We start from the raw sequence: 20,026 nt of genomic DNA, 5'->3' as shown, positions 1-20,026 counted from the left end.
GCCCCGCGGTGGCCCGGCGCGTAGGGCCCGGGCGGGGCCAGGAAGGGCCGGATCACTCGGACCGGCCCGCCCACGGGAGCCCGCCAGTCCTCTCCGGGGTCCGCCGGCGCCGGAAGCCCGGCGGCCAGGGCCAGCGCCGCGGTCAGGTTCAGGAACATCCCGGGAGGATGGCTCCAGCGCAGGTGTGGAGCCTCGACTGCGGGCCGGCCTGTGGATCATGCGGCACCCGGCCTGGCCTGTGGATATCCCGTGCAGAGGTGTCGCCCGCTCGGGGGTAGACTTCCCGGCGGCGATCCCCCAGGGGGTCGTACTTCGCACGTCCTCCGGCGATTCTCACCGCGCAAGCGGTCGGTGACCCGGTGCGCGCATCCTCGGTCGACCGTTGGTCGTTCGTTGCGCCCAGGACGTCAGGGCGTCGGCCGACCGGCCGGGGCACCAACCGAGTTGGCTCGCACCGCGCTGCGGTCGGGCAGAGGAGATTCACCCATGGCCGTCGTCACGATGCGCCAGCTGCTCGAGAGCGGTGTCCACTTCGGGCACCAGACTCGCCGCTGGAACCCGAAGATGAAGCGCTACATCTTCACCGAGCGCAATGGCATCTACATCATCGACCTGCAGCAGTCGCTGTCCTACATCGACCGCGCGTTCGAGTTCGTCAAGGCCACCGTCGCCCACGGCGGCACGGTGATGTTCATCGGCACCAAGAAGCAGGCCCAGGAGGCGATCGCCGAGCAGGCGACGCGCGTCGGGATGCCGTACGTCAACCAGCGCTGGCTCGGTGGCATGCTGACCAACTTCCAGACGGTCTACAAGCGTCTGCAGCGCCTCAAGGAGCTCGAGGAGCTCGACTTCGACGACGTCGCCGGTTCCGGCATGACGAAGAAGGAGCTCCTTTTCCTCAAGCGGGAGAAGGACAAGCTCACCAAGACCCTCGGTGGTCTGCGTGACATGACCCGCGTCCCGAGTGCGGTGTGGATCGTCGACACGAAGAAGGAGCACATCGCGGTCGGCGAGGCGCGCAAGCTGCACATCCCGGTGGTGGCGATCCTCGACACCAACTGCGACCCCGACGAGGTCGACTACAAGATCCCCGGCAACGACGACGCGATCCGCTCGATCAGCCTGCTCACCCGCGTTCTCGCGGACGCCGTCGCCGAGGGCCTGATGGCCCGTTCCGGTGCGTCCCGCGGTGACGAGAAGCCCGACGGGCAGCTCGGCACCGACGAGCCGCTGGCCGAGTGGGAGCGCGAGCTGCTCGCGCCCGACTCGACCGCTGCGGCCGCTGCGGCTCCTGCGGCTCCTGCTGCTGAGGCGCCTGCCGCTGAGGCGCCGGTCGCCGAAGCTCCTGCTGCCGAGGCTCCTGCCGCTGAAGCCCCGGCCGCCGAGGCCTAGAACAAGCCCACCCCGCGCGGCAGCGATGGTCCGAGAGGGCCATCGCTGCCCCGCGCGGGCCGTGCGCACGACCTGAATCCACATCACCACAGGACCACCGAAGAGAAGAACGGACGGCATCAGAGATGGCCGACTTCACCGCAGCGGACGTCAAGAAGCTCCGCGAGCTCACCGGCGCCGGAATGATGGACTGCAAGAAGGCGCTTGAGGAGAACAGCGGCGACCTCGAGACCGCGATCGAGTTCCTGCGCGTCAAGGGCGCTGCCAAGCAGGCGAAGCGCGCCGCTGAGCGCACCGCCTCCAACGGCCTGGTCACCTCGGCCGGCAACTCGATCGTCGAGCTCAACTGCGAGACCGACTTCGTCGCGAAGAACACCGACTTCCAGGACCTGGCAGCGGCGATCGTGGCGCACGTCGACTCCAACAAGGTCACCGACCGCGAGGCGCTGCTGGAGGAGAAGCTCGCCGACGGTCGCACCGTCAAGGAGACCATCGACGCCACCGGCGCGGTCATCGGCGAGAAGCTGGAGCTCGGCCAGGTGGCCCGCTTCGAGGGCCAGGTCGCGACCTACATGCACAAGCGCAGCGCGGACCTGCCCCCGCAGGTCGGCGTGTTGGTCGAGTACACCGGCGACGACCTCGCCGCCGCGCGCGGCGCCGCGATGCAGGTCGCGGCCATGAAGGCGCAGTACCTCACGCGCGAGCTGGTCCCGGCCGACGTCGTCGAGAACGAGCGTCGCATCGTCGAGGCCACGGCCCGCGAGGAGGGCAAGCCGGAAGCGGCGATGCCCAAGATCATCGAGGGTCGGGTCACCGGCTTCTTCAAGGACGTCGTCCTGCTGGAGCAGCCGTCGGTGCAGGACCAGAAGAAGTCGGTCAAGGCCGTCCTCGACGAGGCCGGAGTGACCCTGACGAACTTCGTCCGGCTGGAGGTCGGCGGGGCCTGACCCCGCTGGAGGCCCGCCACCGTTTCAACGAACGAAGGGACGCACCCGCGTGCACACCGATCCGAACTCCGCGGGTGCGTTCCGTCGCGTCATGCTCAAACTCTCCGGCGAGGTGCTGGCCGGGGAGAAGGGGATCGGCGTCGACCCGCTGGTGGTGCGTCTGATTGCCCGTCAGATAGCTGATGCGCAGCGGACCGGCGTCCAGATCGCCGTGGTGGTCGGTGGCGGCAACTACTTCCGCGGCCGCGAGCTCTCGCACGCCGGGATGGACCGCGGGCGCGCGGACTACATGGGCATGCTGGGCACCGTGATGAACTGCCTGGCGCTGCAGGACTTCATCGAGAAGCAGGGCGTCGAGACCCGGGTCCAGACCGCGATCACCATGGGCCAGGTCGCCGAGCCCTACATCCCGCGCCGAGCTGTGCGGCACCTGGAGAAGGGCCGCATCGTGATCTTCGGTGCGGGCCTCGGCCAGCCCTTCTTCTCCACCGACACCACCGCCGCGCAACGGGCGCTGGAGGTCGGCGCCCAGGCGGTGCTGATGGGCAAGCAGGGCGTGGACGGGGTCTACGACGCCGACCCGAATGAGCACCCGGAGGCGGTCCGGTTCGACCACCTCTCCTATTCGGAGTTCTTGGCCCGGGGCCTCAAGGTCGCCGACGCCACCGCGATCGCCCTGTGCCGGGACAACGACCTGCCGATCGTCGTCTTCGACCTGCTGGCCGAGGGCAACATCGGCCGGGCGGTCCGGGGTGAGAAGATCGGCACCCTCATCGGCGGCGAGATCTAGCCCTCCACGGGCCAGCAGCGAGACAGGAGCGCGGACATGATCGACGACACCCTTCTCGAGGCCGAGGAGAAGATGGAAAAGGCCCTCGAGGTCGCCAAGGAGGACTTCGCCGCGATTCGGACCGGTCGCGCGAACCCGGCGATGTTCGCCAAGATCGTGGTCGACTACTACGGCGCCATGACGCCGGTGAACCAGCTCGCCTCCTTCACCACCCCCGAGGCGCGGATGGTCATCGTGAGCCCGTACGACAAGGGCTCCCTGGCCGCCATCGAGAAGGCGATCCGCGACTCCGACCTCGGGGTGAACCCGAGCAACGACGGCAACATCATCCGCGTCGCGCTGCCGATCCTGACCGAGGACCGGCGCAAGGAGTACATCAAGGTCGCGCGCACCAAGGCCGAGGACGCGAAGATCTCGATCCGCAACATCCGGCGCCACGCCAAGGACACCCTCGAAAAGATGATCAAGGACGGCGACGCCGGCGAGGACGACGTCAAGCGCGGCGAGAAGCACCTCGAGGACGTGACGCACAAGCACGCCGCCGCCGTCGACGACCTGCTCAAGCACAAGGAAGCCGAGCTGCTCGAGGTCTGAGCGACCGCCGACAGTTTCGATGACGACGTGACCACGCCGGCCCACCACCACGCCGCGTCCGAGCCGAAGAAGAGCCGGGCCGGGCGCAACCTGCCCCAGGCCATCGGGGTCGGCGTCGGCATGGGCTCGATCGTCATCTGTTCGCTGATCTTCGAGCCCGCCGTGTTCGTCGGCGTGGTGGCGGTCGCGGTGCTGATCGCGCTGTGGGAGTTCAGCAACGCCCTCGCGACCACCGGAGTGCGGGTCCCGGTGGTGCCGATCGCGATCGGCACCGTCGCGATGCTGGTCGCCGGCTACGAGGCGGGCACCGAGTCCCTGATGGTCGGGCTGCTGCTCACCGTGCTCGGCGTCATCGGGTGGCGGTTGGCCGAGGGCCCGGACGGCTTCGTCCGCGACGTCACCGCGGGCGTCTTCACCTGCGTCTATCTGCCGTTCCTGGCGGGCTTCGCGGTGCTGATGGCCTCCGCCCCGAATGACGGAGCCGAGCGGGTCGCCACGTTCATCATCGTCGTGGTCTGCAACGACGTCGGCGGTTTTGCGGCCGGGGTCCTGTTCGGCAAGCACCCGATGGCGCCGCGGATCAGCCCCAAGAAGTCCTGGGAGGGCATGGCCGGTTCGCTGCTGACCTGCGCCGCGGGCGGGGCGGTCGCCATGGCCACCCTGATGGAAGACGCGGCCTGGAAGGGCGCCTTCCTCGGCCTTGCGCTCGCCGTCGCCGCGACCGTCGGCGACCTCGGCGAGTCCGTACTCAAGCGCGACATCGGGGTCAAGGACATGGGCAACCTGCTGCCCGGCCACGGCGGCATCATGGACCGCCTCGACTCGCTCCTGATCGCCGCGCCGATCGCCTGGCTGCTGCTGTCCTGGATGGTGGATCCGGGCTAGGAAAGGCCGGGGGCGGGGAAGGACGCCGTCAGCTCGACGACCTCCTTGCGGACGCGCTCGATGGTCTGCTCGTCGCCCTTCTTGGCGGCCTCGACGACCTCGTCGAACCAGCCGGCGATGGCGTCCATCTCGGCCGGGCCCATGCCGCGGGAGGTGACCGCGGGGGTGCCGATGCGGACGCCGGAGGGGTCGAACGGCTTGCGGGTGTCGTAGGGGACGGTGTTGTAGTTCGTCTCCAGACCGGCCCGGTCCAGCGCCTGCGCGGCCGGCTTGCCCGCGATGTCCTTGCTGGTCAGGTCGATCAGCACCAGGTGGTTGTCGGTGCCGCCGGAGACCAGGTCGAACCCGCGGGACGCGAGACCCTCGGCGAGGGCCTTGGCGTTGGTGACGATCTGCGCGGCGTAGGCCTTGAAGTCCTCGGTCGAGGCCTCCTTCAGGGCCACGGCGATGCCGGCGGTGGTGTGGTTGTGCGGGCCGCCCTGCAGGCCCGGGAAGACCGCCTTGTCGATCGCCTTGGCGTGCTCCTCGGTGGACATCAGCATCGCGCCGCGGGGCCCACGCAGGGTCTTGTGGGTCGTGGTGGAGATGACGTCGGCGTGCCCGACCGGGGAGGGGTGCGCGCCGCCGGCGATCAGGCCGGCGATGTGCGCGATGTCGGCGGCCAGGACGGCGCCGATCTCCTTGGCGATGGCCGCGAAGGCAGGGAAGTCGATCGTGCGGGGGACCGCCGTTCCGCCGCAGAAGATCAGCTTCGGGCGCTCGGCGAGGGCGATGTCGCGCACCTCGTCCATGTCGATCAGGCCGGTGTCCTGGCGCACGCCGTACTTGACGCTGGTGAACCAGGTGCCGGTGGCCGAGACCGACCAGCCGTGGGTGAGATGCCCGCCCATTGGCAGCGCCATGCCGAGGACCTTCTCGCCCGGCTTGAGGAAGGCCAGGTAGATGGCCAGGTTCGCGGGGGAGCCGGAGTACGGCTGCACGTTGGCGTGGTCGACGCCGAACAAGGCCTTGGCCCGGTCGACGGCCAGGGTCTCGATCTGGTCGATGAACTGCTGACCCTCGTAGTACCGCTTGCCGGCGTAGCCCTCGGAGTACTTGTTGGTCAGCACCGTCCCGGTGGCCTGCAGAACTGCCTTGGAGACGTAGTTCTCCGACGGGATCAGCTTGATCGTGTCGGCCTGGCGGCGTTCCTCGGCCGCGATCAGTTCGGCGAGTTGCGGGTCGGTGACGCTCAGCGCGGGGTCGTTGGCCACGGGGTCCTCCTGTGCCGGTCGGGCACACCTCGGTGGTCGCGGAGCCCAGGCGCACGGCCCCGCAGCTGCATGCTCCCCGGCGGTGAGCTCCGCCTGAATGCGCCAGTCGCGATACCCGACGGTACCGCGTTCGGTGACCGCGCCCTGCGTCGGTGCTGCGAGAATGGGCAGCACATGCCTGTCCCCGGTGAGCTCACCCTGGTCGCCCCGCGCCGCGCGAAGCCGCCGCGGCACCTGGCCGACCTCGCTCCCGCCGAGCGCCGGGCCGCCGTGGAGGAACTGGGCCATAAGGGCTTCCGCGCAGCTCAGCTGTCCACGCACTACTTCACCCACCACAGCGACGACCCGACCACCTGGACCGACTTCCCGGCAAAGCACCGGGAGGCGCTGGCAGCGGCGCTGTTCCCGCGGCTGCTCACCCCGGTCCGCGACATCGAGTGCGACGCCGGCACCACCCGCAAGACTCTCTGGCGCCTGTTCGACGGCGCCCTGGTGGAGAGCGTGCTGATGCGGTACCCCGACCGGGTGACGGTCTGCGTCTCCTCCCAGGCGGGCTGCGGGATGAACTGCCCGTTCTGCGCGACCGGACAGGCCGGGCTCACGCGGAACATGTCGACCGCCGAGATCGTCGATCAGGTTGTGGCCGCATCGAGAGCGCTGGACCGCGGCGAGGTCGCCGGCGGGCCCGGCCGCGTGTCCAACATCGTGTTCATGGGGATGGGGGAGCCGCTGGCGAACTACAACGCCACCGCGGCCGCCGTCGCCCGCCTGATCGACCCGACCCCGGACGGGCTCGGGCTGTCCCGGCGCTCGGTGACGGTCTCCACCGTCGGGCTGGTGCCCGGCATAGCGAAGCTGACCAACTCCGGGCTGGGCGTCACGCTGGCGGTGTCGCTGCACGCGCCGGACGACGAACTGCGCGACACCCTGGTCCCGATCAACACCCGGTACCCGGTCGGCGAGGTGGTGGCCGCCGCGCACGAGTACTTCGTGAAGACCGGCCGCCGGGTCTCGATCGAGTACGCGATGATCCGCGATATCAACGACCAGGCGTGGCGGGCCGACGAACTGGCCCGGGTACTTGCCTTCGCCGGTCCCGGCGCCTGGGTGCACGTCAACTTGATCCCGCTCAACCCCACGCCCGGCTCGCAGTGGACCGCCTCCCGATCCCGGGACGAGAAGGCCTTCGTGCGCCGCCTCGAGACCGCCGGGGTGCCGGTCACCGTCCGGGACACCCGCGGCCGGGAGATCGACGGCGCCTGCGGCCAGCTGGCCGCCGCGGATCTCCTTGATCCGGAAGAGCAGCTCTCGTGAAGACCCCGTCCGAGCTGATCGGGAAGCACTACACGGACTACTTCGGGCGCAGCCACACCGTCTTCGAGATGGACCCGCCGAGCGCGGTGACCGATCGGGTGCCGGGCCTGCGGATGCTCGAGGTGACGGCCGGCAAGCGGGTCGACGTGGTCAGCTACCTGACCCTCGGCTGCTGGGAGGCGGTGCAGAGCCTGGGCGTGGGCTGCGAGTTCGTGTTCGCGGCGCGCGAGCCGGACGTCGCCCACCTGGGCTCGCTCGCCGCGGCAGCCATCGCGCACTGCGGGCACCCGGACGGCCGGCTGGACCGCGGCTCGGTGGTCCAGCTCGACGGGCCGTGGCTGCCGGGGTCGGAGTGTGACCGACTACTGGTCACGCTGCCCTACCCGTACGGGCCTGAGCTGGAGCACTGCCGTTGGAAGTTCCGCGGCCAGAACAACGTCGCCCGGGTGCTGTGGTTGATGCCGATCACCGCGGGCGAGGCGGCCATGGTCGCCCTCGACGGCATCGAGGCCCTCGAGGCGCGCTTCGAGGAGGTCGGGGTCAACTTCGCCGACCCCGCCCGCCACTCCGCCGTCTGACTTCGCGAACCAAAAGGCGTGACACGCCTTATGGTTCAGGCCTCGTAGAGGGCCTCGATCTGGGCCGCGTACTTGGCCGCGATCGGCTTGCGCTTGAGCTTCATGGTCGGGGTGAGCTCGTCCCCGCCCGGCAGCCAGTCCACGTCGAGCAGGTGGAACTTCTTGATCTGCTCGACGCGGGAGAGCCGCTCGTTCGCGGCCTCCACGGCATTGGCCACGATCTCGTGGACCGCCGGGTCGGCAGCCACGGTCGCGGCCCTGGAGTCCGGAAGCCCGGCCGCCTTGGCGTAGGCGGCCGCGGCGTCGGGATCCAGCACGAGCAGAGCGGTGTTGTAGCGCCGGCCGTCGCCGATGCACACCGCCTGGCCGATCAGGGCGTGCGAAGCCTTGAGTCGCTGTTCGATGTTGGCCGGCGACATGTTCTTGCCGCCCGCGTTGATGATCAGTTCCTTCTTGCGGTCCACGATCGTGATGTAGCCGTCGTCGTCGATCACGCACACGTCGCCGGTGTGCAGCCAGCCCTCGGTGTCGATGGTCTCGGCGGTGCGCTCCGGGTCGTTGCGATAGCCGCTCATCACCAGCGGGCCACGCACGAGAGCCTCCCCGTCCTCGGCGATCCGGAACTCCATGCCGGGCACGATCTGCCCGACGCTGCCGGGTCGGAGGTCCTCGATCGGATTGATCGTCAGGCAGCAGGAGGTCTCGGACATGCCCCAGAGCTCCTGGATCGGCAGCCCGAGCGCGCCGAAGTACTCCAGCACCTCCACCGCGATCGGGGCGGCGCCGCAGATCGACCACTGCACGCGGTCGAGGCCGATCTTGGCTCGGGCGCCCGCGCGGACCTCCTCCGGCAGCGCGGCCGGGTCGGTCAGGCCCTGAGCCTGGAGCGCGGCCATGATCTTCTCGAAGACCCGGGGCACCCCGCCCCAGATCGTGGGCCGGGAGGAGATCAGGCCGGGGATCAGCGCCGCCATGTCGGTGATGCAGGTGACGGTGGCGCCCAAGGTCACCGACGCGTAGTAGTGCTGGGACCACCGGTCGGCGATGTGGGCGCTCGGCAGGTAGGACACGACCGAGGCGTCCGCATGGCCGGGCAGGAACGGTGAGCAGCCGCGGTTCTCCGCGATCATCCCGGCGTGGGTGAGCTGGACGCCCTTCGGTGGGCCGGTGGTGCCCGAGGTGTAGATCAGGGTCAGGACGTCGTCCGGCTGCACCGCGCGCCACGCGGCCTCGAAGTCGAAGTCTGCGTCGCCGCGGGCCATCAGCTCGTCCAGCGACAGCGTGCCGCCGTCGCCACCGTCGATGCAGACGATGTTCGCCAGCTGCGGCCCGGCCTTGCGGACAGTCTCCAGGAAGCGCGCCTCGGTGACCGCGACGGTGTTCTCCGCATTGGAGAACAGGTACTCGATCTGTTCGGGAGAGGAGGAGTTGTAGACCGAGAACGGGATCGCGCCCAGGTGCAGCGCGGCCATGTCGACGAGATTGAACTCGGGCCGGTTCACCATCATCAGCGCGACCGTGTCGCCGCGCCGCACCCCGAGGGCGGCCAGGCCGGCGGCGATCCGCCGGACCCGGTCGCTGTACTCGGCGAAGGTGAGGGAGACCGAGTCGTCCGGGGTGCGCAGCGCGACCCGGTCGGCGTGCGCGGCCGCCGTCAGCTGGAACGCCTCGCAGACGGTGCGGGCCTCCAGCGCCGGGACGCCGGTCTGGATGGGGCGGTCGCTGGTGTAGATCCGGGACAACGGAACCTCCGCAGGTGGGCTGACGGCCCGAGCCAACCAGGTCCGGGCTCGGCGATCCATCTCTCCAACGGGTCCGGACACCTCCGGGGTTCCCCGTCGAAAGGCGGCCCGAGCCTGGTCGCGGCCCCCGGGGCGGGTAAGGATGACCGCATGGGTCCTTACGCAGAGCAGTTCCGCCGCAGCCTTGACGATCCGACCGGCTTCTGGGCCGACGCTGCGAGGGCCGTCGACTGGACGCGGGCCCCGGCCACCGTGCTGGACAACAGCAACGCGCCCTTCGTTCGCTGGTTTCCCGACGGGGAGCTGAACACCTGTCACAACGCGTTGGACCGGCACGTCGACGCCGGCCGCGGGGACCAGACCGCCCTCATCTACGACAGCCCGGTCACCGGAACGCAGGCCCGCTTCACTTACGCCGAACTGCTCGACCAGGTCGCCCGCTTCGGTGGCGTGCTGCGCAATCTGGGCGTGGAGAAGGGCGACCGGGTCGTCATCTACATGCCGATGGTCCCCGAGGCCGTGATCGCGATGCTGGCCTGCGCCCGGATCGGAGCCGTGCATTCGGTGGTCTTCGGCGGCTTCGCCCCCCGCGAGCTCGCCGTGCGCATCGACGACGCGCAGCCGAAGGTCGTGGTGGCCGCCTCCTGCGGGATCGAGCCGACCCGCGTCGTGCCCTACAAGCCGATGATCGTCGCGGCCGGCGCGATCGCCGAGCACAAGCCCGACGCCTGCGTCGTGCTGCAGCGCGAGCAGGAGCGGGCCGAGATGGGTCCCGGCGATGTCGACTGGCACGAGGCGATGGCCGCCGCGGAGCCCGTCGACTGCGTCCCGGTCGGCGCGAACGACCCGCTCTACATCCTCTACACCTCGGGCACGACCGGGAAGCCGAAGGGGATCGTGCGCGACAACGGCGGGCACGCCGTGGCGTTGATGTGGTCGATCCGCAACATCTTCGGCCTCGAGCCCGGCGAGGTGTGGTGGACCGCCTCCGACGTCGGCTGGGTGGTCGGGCACTCCTACATCGTCTACGCGCCGCTGCTGCTGGGCGCGACGACGATCCTCTACGAGGGCAAGCCGGTCGGGACCCCGGACGCGGGGGCGTTCTGGCGCGTCATCGCCGAGCACAGGGCGGTCACGCTCTTCACCGCGCCGACGGTCTTCCGGGCGATCAAGAAGGAGGACCCGGACGCCAAGCTGCTCGAGCAGTACGACATCTCCGCGCTGCGCTCGCTGTTCCTCGCGGGGGAGCGCCTCGACCCGGACACCTACCACTGGGCGACGGAGAAGTCCGGCGTCCCGGTCATCGACCACTGGTGGCAGACCGAGACCGGGTGGCCGATCGCGGCCAACCTGCGCGGGCTGGAGCCGATGCGGATCAAGGCCGGCTCGCCGTCGGTGCCGGTGCCCGGCTACGACGTGCAGGTGCTCGACCCGCAGGGACAACCGGTCGGGGCGAACACCGAGGGCGCGATCTGTATCAAGCTTCCGCTGCCGCCGGGTTGCCTGCCCACGCTGTGGAACGACGACGAGCGTTTCGTGAGCTCCTACCTGTCCGCGTTCGACGGGTACTACCTCTCGGGCGACGGCGGGTACGTCGACGAGGACGGTTATCTCTATGTGCTGGGCCGCACCGACGACGTCATCAACGTCGCCGGGCACCGGCTCTCCACCGGGTCGATGGAGGCCGTGCTCGCCGCGCACCCCGCGGTCGCCGAGTGCGCCGTGATCGGGGTGAACGACTCGCTGAAGGGCCAGGTGCCCCGAGGGTTCGTCGTGCTCAAGGCCGGCGTCGAGATCGACCCCGAGACGCTGTCGGCCGAACTGGTCGCGGCGGTGCGCAGCGAGATCGGCGCGGTGGCCGCGTTCAAACGGGCGGACATCGTGCCTGCCCTGCCGAAGACGCGCTCCGGCAAGATCCTGCGCCGCACGATGCGCGGCATCGCCGACGGGCGGGACGAGCCGGTGCCCTCGACCATCGAGGACGCGTCGGTCCTCGACAAGCTGCGCCCGATCCTTCAGAAGGAGGGTTAGGCGTCCTACGTGACGAGACGGTCCCCGACCAGCAGGACGATCGGCACGTCGCCGCACCGCTGCAGGGTCAGGCCCTGCTGCTCGCTCGTCGCCGCGCCGCCGGCGAAGAATGACGCGACGTCAGGCTTGCGCACCAGCGACCCGGTGACGAGGCGGGCAGTGTTCGACACGATCACGATCACGACCACATCCCGCTCGTCTCGGAGATGCCGCACGGCGGGTTCAAGCAGTCGGGCTTCGGCAAGGACATGTCGCTCTACGCCGTCGAGCCCTACACCGAGCTCAAGCACGTCATGGTGAAGTGGTAGGTGGTGCGGTGATCGACGGGTAGGGAGCACGCATGGGTAAGGCAGCGGAACGGCGTGTCCTGGACGCGGTGCCGGACGGGTTGTTGATCGGCGGCGCGTGGGGACCGGCCAACGGTCATCGCGAGTTCGCGGTCGAGGACCCCGCCACGCGCGAACAGCTCCGGACGGTGGCCGACGCGACCGAGGCCGACGTCCTCGAGGCGCTCGACGCAGCCGCCGGGGTGCAGGCGGAGTGGGCGGCCACCGCGCCGCGCGACCGCGCCGAGATACTGCGGTCCACCTTCGAGGCGATGACCAAGCGGGCCGACGACCTCGCGCTGCTGATGACCCTCGAGCACGGAAAGCCCGTCGCCGAGTCCAAGGCGGAGGTGACCTACGCCGCCGAGTTCTTCCGCTGGTTCTCCGAGGAGGCCGCGAGGATTTCCGGGACCTACGCGACCAGTCCGGCGGGGAACCTCCGGCTGCTGACGATCAAGCAGCCGGTGGGGCCGTGTCTGCTGATCACGCCCTGGAACTTCCCGTTGGCAATGGGCACCCGCAAGATCGGCCCGGCGATCGCGGCCGGTTGCACCATGGTGATGAAGCCCGCCAAGCAGACCCCGCTCTCGATGCTGATGCTGGGTCAGATCCTGCAGGACGCGGGGCTGCCGAACGGGGTACTGAACATCGTGACGGCGCATGACCCCGCGGTGGTCAGCGAACCGCTGTTGCGGGACCCGCGGCTGCGCAAGCTCTCCTTCACCGGGTCGACCGGGGTCGGGAGCAAGCTGATCGAGCTGTCGGCGGGGCAGGTCCTGCGGACCTCGATGGAGCTCGGCGGCAACGCCCCGTTCCTGGTCTTCGCCGACGCGGACGTCGAGAAGGCCGTCGAGGGCGCGATGATCGCGAAGATGCGCAACATGGGCCAGGCCTGCACCTCGGCCAATCGCTTCCTGGTCCACTCCTCCGTCGCCGGCGAGTTCACCGAGCGTCTCGTCGAGAAGCTGGCGGCCCTCGTCGCCGGCCGCGGCACCGAGGACGGTGTCACCCTCGGACCGCTGATCGACCAGGCCGCCGTCGACAAGGTTGACGGTCTCGTTTCCGACGCCGTCGACAAGGGCGCCAAGCTGCTCCTCGGCGGCAAGGCCGGGGACGGCCCCGGCTACTTCTATGAGCCCACGGTGCTCACCGACATCCCTGACGAGGCCCGGCTGCTGGCTGCCGAAACCTTCGGCCCGGTCGCCGCGATCCGCTCCTTCGACGAGGACGAGCAGGCGATCGCCGAGGCCAACGACACTGAGTTCGGGTTGGTCGCCTACGCCTTCACCGCAGACCTGAGCCGCGCGCTGCGCGTGGCCGAGGGCCTCGAGTCCGGCATGGTCGGCATCAACGTCGGCCTGGTCTCCAACCCGGCCGCCCCGTTCGGCGGGGTCAAGCAGTCCGGGCTGGGCCGCGAAGGCGGCGCGGTCGGGATCGAGGAGTACCTGGAGACCAAGTACGTCGCGCTGCCCGGCTGATCCCTGTGGATAACGAACCACTGAGCGTGACACGCCTAATGGGTCGGTGAACGTTTTCGGGGCGCCGACCGTCCAGGCTCTGAGTGATAGCTGACGGGGAGGGTGAAATGCGCGGACGGAACTGGGCAATGCGGGCACTGATGGTGCCGGCGGCCACGCTGCTGATGGTCGGTCTGATCGGGTGCGGGGACGACACCGCCGAGCAGGCCGGCGACCCTGCGGCGGGCGGCAACGGCGCGGGGGTCGGCAGCAGCAAGACCCCGACCGGGAACTTCCTGTCCACCGAGGTCACCGAGGGCGGCAAGCCGACGAAGCTGGTCAAGGGCACTTTGATCTCACTGCTGTTCCGGGACGGTCAGATCAGCGCCAACGCCGGGTGCAACACCATGGGCGGGACGGCCGCGTTCACCGACGGCAAGCTCGTCGTCGACTCGCTCTCGATGACCGATATGGGTTGCCCGGGGGATGGGAGGCACGAGCAGGACCAGTTCGTCGCGGAGTTCCTCACCGCGAAGCCGGCCTTCACCTACGACGGCACCACGCTGAAGCTGAACACGCCCGAGGTCACGATGGCGTTCGGCCCGCGCGAGCAGGTGCAGCCGGACCTGCCGCTTGAAGGCACCAGGTGGGACGTCACGCACGTGACCCAGGGCCCGGCGAAGGGCGCCCCGGATGACCCGAACGCCGCGGTCTCGGCCGGCATGGCCCCGCAGAACGCCTACCTGGAGCTCGCCGACGGCAAGGTCTCCGGCAGCGACGGGTGCAACCGCTTCAACGGCACCGCGACCATCGCCGGCGACACCATCACCTTCGGCCCGATCGCCTCCACCAAGATGGCCTGCCCCGCCGCGGCGGGGCAGAACCCGCTGTCCGTGCTGACCGGCGAGGTCGAGTGGAGCATCGACTACAACGTCCTGCACCTCGACAACGCCTCCGGCGCCGGTCTGCAGCTGCAGGCAAAGACCGAGCCCACCGGTGCCGCCGACGGTGCGTCCGACGGTGCCGCGGTGACCCCGCCGTGCTGCAAGACCACCCCGGACGGCACCGAGCCCGCGGTCGCCGAGGACCTTCCGCTGAACGTGCCCGACAAGGGCACCCCGGCGAGCGACTCCGTCGGGGCCGAACCGGGGCCGGACTACTGAGCCTGCCGGGACACAGCCGGGACACAATGGGGCCGTGAGCACCCCGCGCGACCTGGTCATCCTCGGATCGACCGGCTCCATCGGCACCCAGGCCCTGGACGTGGTCCGGCACGACCCGGACCGGTTCCGGGTGGTCGGCCTCGGGGCGGGCGGCGCGAACGTCGAGCTGCTGGCCGCCCAGGCGCTGGAGTTCGGGGTGGACGTCGTCGCGGTGGCCCGCGCCGGTGCCGCGCAGGACCTGCAGCTGGCTTTCTATGCCGAGGCCAAGGCCCGCGGCTTCAGCGCGGGGGAGTTCCGGATCCCGAAGATCCTGGCCGGCCCGGACTCCCAGTCCGAGCTCGCCGCGTGGCCGGCCGACGTGGTCCTCAACGGGATGACGGGTTCGGTCGGGCTGGCGCCGACGCTGGCCGCGCTGAACGCGGGCCGGACGCTCGCGCTGGCCAACAAGGAGTCCCTCATCGTCGGCGGGCCGCTGGTGACCGCGGCCGCAGCCGAGGGGCAGATCGTGCCGGTGGACTCCGAGCACTCCGCGCTGGCCCAGTGCCTGCGTGGCGGCAGCGCCCGGGAGGTCGCGAAGCTGGTCCTGACCGCCAGCGGCGGGCCCTTCCGGGGCTGGGCCCGCCCCGAACTGGAGAACGTCACGGTCGCCGAGGCGCTGGCCCACCCGACCTGGGACATGGGCCCGGTGGTCACGATCAATTCCGCGACCCTGGTCAACAAGGGCCTGGAACTGATCGAGGCCCACCTGCTGTTCGGGATCGATTTCGACCGGATCGAGGTCGTCGTCCACCCGCAGTCGATCGTCCATTCGATGGTCACGTTCTGCGACGGTTCGACAATCGCGCAGGCCTCGCCGCCTGACATGCGCCTGCCGATCGCGCTCGCCCTGGCCTGGCCGGACCGGGTGCCCGGAGCAGCCGCCGCCTGCGACTGGACCAGCGCTGCGACCTGGGAGTTCGCCCCGCTGGACACCACGGCGTTCCCGGCGGTGGAACTGGCCCGGGAGTGCGGCCGGACCGGGGGGACCGCCCCTGCGGTGTTCAACGCTGCCAACGAGGAGTGCGTGTCGGCGTTCCTGGCGGGTTCCCTGCGCTTCACAGCGATTGTGGATACGGTCGCAGCCGTGGTGTCCGACCACTCCGACCACGGGGTGATGGGGCGCGACGGAACGCTCACCCTGGACCACGTGCTCGGCGCGGAGTCCTGGGCCAGGGGACGGGTCGCGGAACTGCTTGGGGGAACGGTGTCACCGGGTAACGGGCCTGCATGCTGACCTTGTTCGGGGTCGTGCTGTTCGTGGTGCTGCTGCTCGGTTCGGTGGCGATCCACGAGTTCGGTCACTGCGTGACCGCCAAGATTTTCAAGATGAAGGTCACCGAGTACTTCGTCGGCTTCGGCCCGAAGTTGTGGTCCTTCCGCCGCGGTGAGACCGAGTACGGACTCAAGGCCATCCCGGCCGGCGGCTATTGCAAGATCGTCGGGATGACCGACCTCGAAGAGCTCGACGAGGCCGATCGGGAGCGCGCGTTCTACCGCTATCCGGCACCGCAGAAGCTCCTCGTGCTCGGCGCCGGCGTGATCCTGCACGTGATCATCGGCTTCGCGTTGTTCGTGATCGCGTTCATGGGCATCGGCACCTACACCCCGAACACCACGGTTCAGTCGGTCTCCGAGTGCATCCCGGCCCAGACCGCGACCACCAGCGAGTGCGGCTCCGCGGACGCGCCGTCCCCGGCGAAGGCGATCGGCCTTGCGGTGGGGGACCGGATCATCGCGGTCGGCGCGAACCCGGTCAGCGACTGGACGACCACGTCCCGGCTGATCCGCGAGGCCGGCACCGGTCCGGTCGCGATCAGCGTGGTCCGCGACGGCACGCTGCTGAACCTGACTGCCAACCTGACGACGCGGGAGCGGGCCGACCTCGACGACCCCACCAAGACCGTGACGGTCGGGGTGCTGGGCGTGGGACCGGCCTACGACACCGCCCACGACGGGCCGATCGCGGCGAGCGACCGCTCGGTGCACCTGATGTGGGACGTGGTCGAGGCGGCCGGAACTCTGGTCAAGGACCTGCCGGACAAGGTCGGTGAGATCTTCGGCGCGATCAAGGGCGACGAGCGCGACAAGGAAGGCCTTTCCGGCGTCGTCGGCGCGGCCCGGGTGTCCGGGGAACTGGTCAACCTGGACGGCGCCTCGGCCACCGAGCGGATCTCGCTGGTGCTGCTCAACGTGGGCGGGCTGAACATCTTCCTGGCCCTGTTCAACGCCGTGCCGCTGTTGCCGCTGGACGGCGGCCACATGGCCGTCACCACCTACGAGGCGATCAAGCGCCGGCTGTTCAAGCTGTTCGGCCGGCCGGATCCCGGGCGGGTCGACATCTCCAAGTTGCTGCCGCTGACCTACGTCTTCGTGGTCTTCCTCGGCGCGCTGACGCTGCTGCTGCTGGCTGCCGACATCGTCAACCCCATCACCCTCAGCTAGTTTCGTAGCCGTGAACGTCTCTCTGGGTATGCCGGCGCTGCCGCCACTGAAGTTGGCCGAGCGCCGGAAGTCCCGCCAGATCCGGGTCGGTGACGTCCTGGTCGGCGGCGACGCCCCGGTGTCCGTGCAGTCGATGTGCACCACGCTCACGGCCGACGTCAACGCCACGCTGCAGCAGATCGCCGAGCTGACCGCCGCCGGCTGCCAGATCGTACGGGTCGCCTGCCCGTCGCAGGACGACGCGGACGCGCTCGCTGCGATCGCCACGAAGTCGCAGATCCCGGTGATCGCCGACATCCACTTCCAGCCCAAGTACGTCTTCGCCGCGATCGACGCCGGGTGCGCCGGGGTCCGGGTGAACCCGGGCAACATCAAGAAGTTCGACGACAAGGTCGGCGAGATCGCCAGGGCGGCGAAGGACGCCGGCATCTCGATCCGGATCGGGGTCAACGCCGGCTCGCTGGACCCGCGCCTGCTCGCCAAGTACGGCAAGGCCACTCCGGAGGCGCTGGTCGAATCCGCCCTGTGGGAGGCCTCGCTCTTCGCCGAGCACGACTTCCACGATGTGAAGATCTCGGTCAAGCACAACGACCCCGTCGTCATGGTCAACGCCTACCGGCAACTGGCTGCCGCCTGCGACTACCCGCTGCACCTCGGCGTGACCGAGGCCGGGCCGGCCTTCCAGGGCACGATCAAGTCCGCGGTCGCGTTCGGTGCGCTGCTCTCGCAGGGCATCGGCGACACCATCCGGGTCTCGCTGTCCGCGCCTCCGGTCGAAGAGGTCAAGGTCGGCAACCAGATCCTGGAGTCGCTCGGGCTGCGGGAACGGGGCCTGGAGATCGTGTCCTGCCCGTCCTGCGGCCGCGCCCAGGTCGACGTCTACACCCTGGCCGAGCAGGTGACCGCCGGCCTCGAGGGGCTGGAGGTGCCGTTGCGGGTCGCGGTGATGGGGTGCGTCGTCAACGGCCCGGGCGAGGCACGCGAGGCCGATCTCGGCGTGGCCTCCGGCAATGGCAAGGGACAGATCTTCGTCAAGGGCGAGGTCATCAAGACCGTGCCCGAGCACCAGATCGTCGAGACTCTGATCGAGGAGGCCATGCGCCTGGCCGAACAGATGTCGGCCGACGGCGCGAGCGCCGGCGAACCTGTCGTCTCGGTCTCCTGAACGGACCGGTCACGGAAGGAGTTCGGGTGTCAGTTCCGGTCGAGGGGTCGCTGGACACCACCGAACTCCGTGTCCTGACCCTCGCCGACCTGCCCGCCGCGGTGCGGCTGGCCGAGCGGGACCCGGTCGCCAACGTCTTCGTGCTCTCCCGGCTGCAGAACGGCGGGCTGGTTCCCACCCGCGGCGGCGCCGAGGTCTGGGGCTACTCGGTCGACGGAACGCTGCGCTCCCTGCTTTACGTCGGCGCGAACGTGGTTCCGGTCGAGGCCGACGCCGCCGCCGTCGAGGCCTACGCCACCCGGGCCGCCCGCTCCACCCGCCGATGTTCCTCGATCGTCGGTCCGGCCGACGCGGTGCTGCCGTTGTGGGAGCGACTGGCGCCGGTCTGGGGTCCCGCCCGGGAGGTCCGCCGCAGTCAGCCGCTGATGGCAGTCGGAGCTCCCGATCCCGCCGTGCGGCCCGACCCCGCGGTCAGGGCGGTCGCGCGGGGCCAACTCGACACGGTGATGCCGGCCTGTGTGGCGATGTTCACCGAGGAGGTCGGCATCTCTCCGCTCGGCGGGGACGGCGGGCTGCTCTACCGGTGCCGCATCGCCGAGCTGGTCGACTCCGGGCGCGCCTTCGCCCGGATCGAGAACGACGCGGTCGTGTTCAAGGCCGAGATCGGTGCCGCCACCCCCGCGGTCTGCCAGGTGCAGGGGGTCTGGGTGGACCCGGGGCGCCGTGGTCAGGGGATCGCCGCCCCCGGGGTTGCGGCCGTCGTCGACCTGGCCCGCGGGTACGTCGCCCCGACCGTCAGCCTGTACGTCAATGACTTCAACACCGCGGCGCTGGCCACATACCGTCGCGTCGGGTTCCGTCAGGTCGGTACGTTCGCCTCGGTGCTGTTCTGACGTTCGGACTGGAGGCCGACCGGTGGTGATCACCATCGCGCACCTGGACCTGCGCGAGTTCGCGGTCCACGCCGCCGCGGTGCAGTCGGCCGCCCTCGGGCCGGTGTCGCCGGACCGGGTCGCGGTCTACGCCCGGCACGCCGCCCACCCCGGCTTCCGCGCCTTCGGCGCCTTCGACGAGACGGCCCTGATCGGCTTCGCCTACGGCGCGGCCTGTCGGACCGGGCAGTGGTGGTTCGACCAGATCAGCCCCTCGCTGCGGGCCGCCGGGTACGCGCCCTGGATCTCCGATCCGTACGCGGTCACCGAACTGCACGTGCGCCCGGAGTACCACGGCCACGGACTGGGCCTGGCGCTGCTCACCAGGCTGCTGTCCAGGGTGGAGAACCCCACCGCATTGCTGTCCACCTACGACGGGGACACCCGGGCCCGGCGGCTGTACGCGGGCCTGGGCTTCGTCGACCTGATCACCGGGTTCCGGTTCGGTACCTCCTCGCAGGGATACGCCCTGATGGCGGCCCCGTTGCCCCTCTCGGTGCGCCAGGTCGACCCGGCTCGCTCGGCATGACATGGGCGGGGTTGGCCCCGCCCCGTGCCTTCCGCGCTTAGGCTGAGCCGAGATTTAAGGGCACCAAAGCGGTCCGAGGTGGGAGATTCCGTGCGCGGGAACATGAACCCCAAGACGATGCTCGCCCTGCTGTGGGTGGCGGCGGCCTCGGTCGGCCTGCTCATCGCCGGGGTGCCGCTGATCGACGACACCCCGAACTCCTATCTGCTCGGGATCCTGCTGATCGCGGGGTCGTTGCCGTTCGGGCTGATCCGGCCCTCGGTACCGATCCTGTGGGCGGTCGCGATCGGGTGGCCGACCGTGGTGATCCGGCTCTCCCAGGAGGACGGGTTCGGGGCCGTCGTGCTCATCGTCTACCCGGTGGTCGGCGTCTACCTGGGGGACTGGATCGGGTCCTGGTGGGCCGAGAAGCACCCGAAGGCCGTCAACCTGGCGACCGGCCCGGCG

The 20,026-nt window shown here is 70.0% G+C and carries 19 protein-coding genes, 1 pseudogene and 1 riboswitch; of the genes and pseudogenes, 17 read left to right on the top strand and 3 right to left on the bottom strand.

Annotated features, from left to right (window positions below; all coding sequences use genetic code 11):
* Positions 1-486 precede the first annotated feature (486 nt).
* From rpsB to H0X00_RS08705, 5 genes are all read left to right on the top strand, one after another.
* The gene (gene rpsB, locus H0X00_RS08725) at positions 487-1,392 is read left to right on the top strand and encodes a 30S ribosomal protein S2 (RefSeq protein ID WP_293769112.1); all 906 of its coding nucleotides are present in this window, start codon (positions 487-489) and stop codon (positions 1,390-1,392) included.
* A 125-nt stretch (positions 1,393-1,517) separates the two neighbouring features.
* Positions 1,518-2,339: a translation elongation factor Ts gene (gene tsf, locus H0X00_RS08720; protein WP_293769110.1), complete on the top strand. Its 822-nt coding sequence runs from the start codon at positions 1,518-1,520 to the stop codon at positions 2,337-2,339.
* A gap of 91 nt (positions 2,340-2,430) precedes the next feature.
* Positions 2,431-3,129 carry a UMP kinase gene (gene pyrH / locus H0X00_RS08715; RefSeq protein WP_367186510.1) on the top strand — a complete coding sequence of 233 codons (699 nt, stop codon included), beginning with the start codon at positions 2,431-2,433 and terminating at the stop codon, positions 3,127-3,129.
* 36 nt (positions 3,130-3,165) lie between these two features.
* Positions 3,166-3,723 (top strand): ribosome recycling factor, encoded by a 558-nt coding sequence (gene frr / locus H0X00_RS08710; protein WP_293769106.1) that lies wholly within the window; start codon positions 3,166-3,168, stop codon positions 3,721-3,723.
* Between the two features lie 27 nt (positions 3,724-3,750).
* A complete protein-coding gene (locus H0X00_RS08705) occupies positions 3,751-4,608 on the top strand; it encodes a phosphatidate cytidylyltransferase (RefSeq protein WP_293769104.1) in 858 nt (285 codons plus the stop codon).
* On the opposite strand, the gene glyA is transcribed toward H0X00_RS08705, so the two are convergent.
* On the bottom strand, positions 4,605-5,861 hold the full coding sequence (gene glyA / locus H0X00_RS08700) for a serine hydroxymethyltransferase (protein ID WP_293769102.1): 1,257 nt from the start codon (positions 5,859-5,861) through the stop codon (positions 4,605-4,607). The two genes, H0X00_RS08705 and glyA, sit on opposite strands and share 4 nt — an antisense overlap.
* Before the next feature lie 36 nt (positions 5,862-5,897).
* Positions 5,898-5,982: riboswitch (ZMP/ZTP riboswitch) on the bottom strand.
* A gap of 53 nt (positions 5,983-6,035) precedes the next feature.
* On the opposite strand from glyA, the gene rlmN reads away from it, so the two are divergent.
* Positions 6,036-7,175 carry a 23S rRNA (adenine(2503)-C(2))-methyltransferase RlmN gene (gene rlmN, locus H0X00_RS08695; protein WP_293769100.1) on the top strand — a complete coding sequence of 380 codons (1,140 nt, stop codon included), beginning with the start codon at positions 6,036-6,038 and terminating at the stop codon, positions 7,173-7,175.
* Positions 7,172-7,753 (top strand): suppressor of fused domain protein, encoded by a 582-nt coding sequence (locus tag H0X00_RS08690; protein ID WP_293769098.1) that lies wholly within the window; start codon positions 7,172-7,174, stop codon positions 7,751-7,753. Before rlmN ends, H0X00_RS08690 begins: the two co-directional genes overlap by 4 nt.
* 35 nt (positions 7,754-7,788) lie before the next feature.
* Here the strand turns inward: H0X00_RS08690 and H0X00_RS08685 are convergent, their stop codons facing one another.
* Positions 7,789-9,495, bottom strand: a complete 1,707-nt coding sequence (locus H0X00_RS08685) for a long-chain fatty acid--CoA ligase (RefSeq protein ID WP_293769096.1) — start codon at positions 9,493-9,495, stop codon at positions 7,789-7,791.
* A gap of 150 nt (positions 9,496-9,645) precedes the next feature.
* Between H0X00_RS08685 and H0X00_RS08680 the strand changes: the two genes are divergently transcribed.
* Positions 9,646-11,526: a propionyl-CoA synthetase gene (locus tag H0X00_RS08680; RefSeq protein ID WP_293769094.1), complete on the top strand. Its 1,881-nt coding sequence runs from the start codon at positions 9,646-9,648 to the stop codon at positions 11,524-11,526.
* Positions 11,527-11,531: 5 nt separating this feature from the next.
* On the opposite strand, the gene H0X00_RS08675 is transcribed toward H0X00_RS08680, so the two are convergent.
* On the bottom strand, positions 11,532-11,708 hold the full coding sequence (locus H0X00_RS08675; protein ID WP_293769092.1) for a hypothetical protein: 177 nt from the start codon (positions 11,706-11,708) through the stop codon (positions 11,532-11,534).
* On the opposite strand from H0X00_RS08675, the pseudogene H0X00_RS08670 reads away from it, so the two are divergent.
* The 9 genes and pseudogenes from H0X00_RS08670 to H0X00_RS08630 form a co-directional block, all read left to right on the top strand.
* Positions 11,706-11,834 (top strand): annotated as a pseudogene (locus tag H0X00_RS08670) (aldehyde dehydrogenase family protein); the annotation flags it as partial. The gene H0X00_RS08675 and the pseudogene H0X00_RS08670 overlap by 3 nt on opposite strands.
* A gap of 32 nt (positions 11,835-11,866) precedes the next feature.
* Complete coding sequence (locus tag H0X00_RS08665; protein ID WP_293769088.1) at positions 11,867-13,330, top strand: NAD-dependent succinate-semialdehyde dehydrogenase; 1,464 nt, start codon at positions 11,867-11,869, stop codon at positions 13,328-13,330.
* 128 nt (positions 13,331-13,458) lie between these two features.
* Positions 13,459-14,472 carry an META domain-containing protein gene (locus H0X00_RS08660; protein WP_293769086.1) on the top strand — a complete coding sequence of 338 codons (1,014 nt, stop codon included), beginning with the start codon at positions 13,459-13,461 and terminating at the stop codon, positions 14,470-14,472.
* A gap of 34 nt (positions 14,473-14,506) precedes the next feature.
* Positions 14,507-15,745: a 1-deoxy-D-xylulose-5-phosphate reductoisomerase gene (dxr, locus tag H0X00_RS08655; protein WP_293769084.1), complete on the top strand. Its 1,239-nt coding sequence runs from the start codon at positions 14,507-14,509 to the stop codon at positions 15,743-15,745.
* Complete coding sequence (locus tag H0X00_RS08650) at positions 15,739-16,953, top strand: site-2 protease family protein (protein WP_293769082.1); 1,215 nt, start codon at positions 15,739-15,741, stop codon at positions 16,951-16,953. The genes dxr and H0X00_RS08650 overlap by 7 nt, the downstream gene beginning before the upstream one ends.
* 10 nt (positions 16,954-16,963) lie before the next feature.
* Positions 16,964-18,118 carry a flavodoxin-dependent (E)-4-hydroxy-3-methylbut-2-enyl-diphosphate synthase gene (gene ispG, locus H0X00_RS08645; RefSeq protein WP_293769080.1) on the top strand — a complete coding sequence of 385 codons (1,155 nt, stop codon included), beginning with the start codon at positions 16,964-16,966 and terminating at the stop codon, positions 18,116-18,118.
* A gap of 26 nt (positions 18,119-18,144) precedes the next feature.
* Entirely contained in the window at positions 18,145-19,011 is an 867-nt protein-coding gene (locus H0X00_RS08640; protein ID WP_293769078.1) for a DUF4081 domain-containing GNAT family N-acetyltransferase, read from the top strand.
* A 22-nt stretch (positions 19,012-19,033) separates the two neighbouring features.
* On the top strand, positions 19,034-19,579 hold the full coding sequence (locus H0X00_RS08635) for a GNAT family N-acetyltransferase (protein WP_293769076.1): 546 nt from the start codon (positions 19,034-19,036) through the stop codon (positions 19,577-19,579).
* A 90-nt stretch (positions 19,580-19,669) separates the two neighbouring features.
* Positions 19,670-20,026 (top strand): hypothetical protein (locus H0X00_RS08630; RefSeq protein WP_293769074.1); only part of this gene is annotated, 357 nt, incomplete at its 3' end.

Origin of the sequence: Sporichthya sp., assembly GCF_013815995.1 — a bacterium.
Lineage (GTDB): Bacteria > Actinomycetota > Actinomycetes > Sporichthyales > Sporichthyaceae > Sporichthya.
Note: the sequence above shows the minus strand (reverse complement) of the source record. Positions and strands in the feature narration are given on the sequence as shown.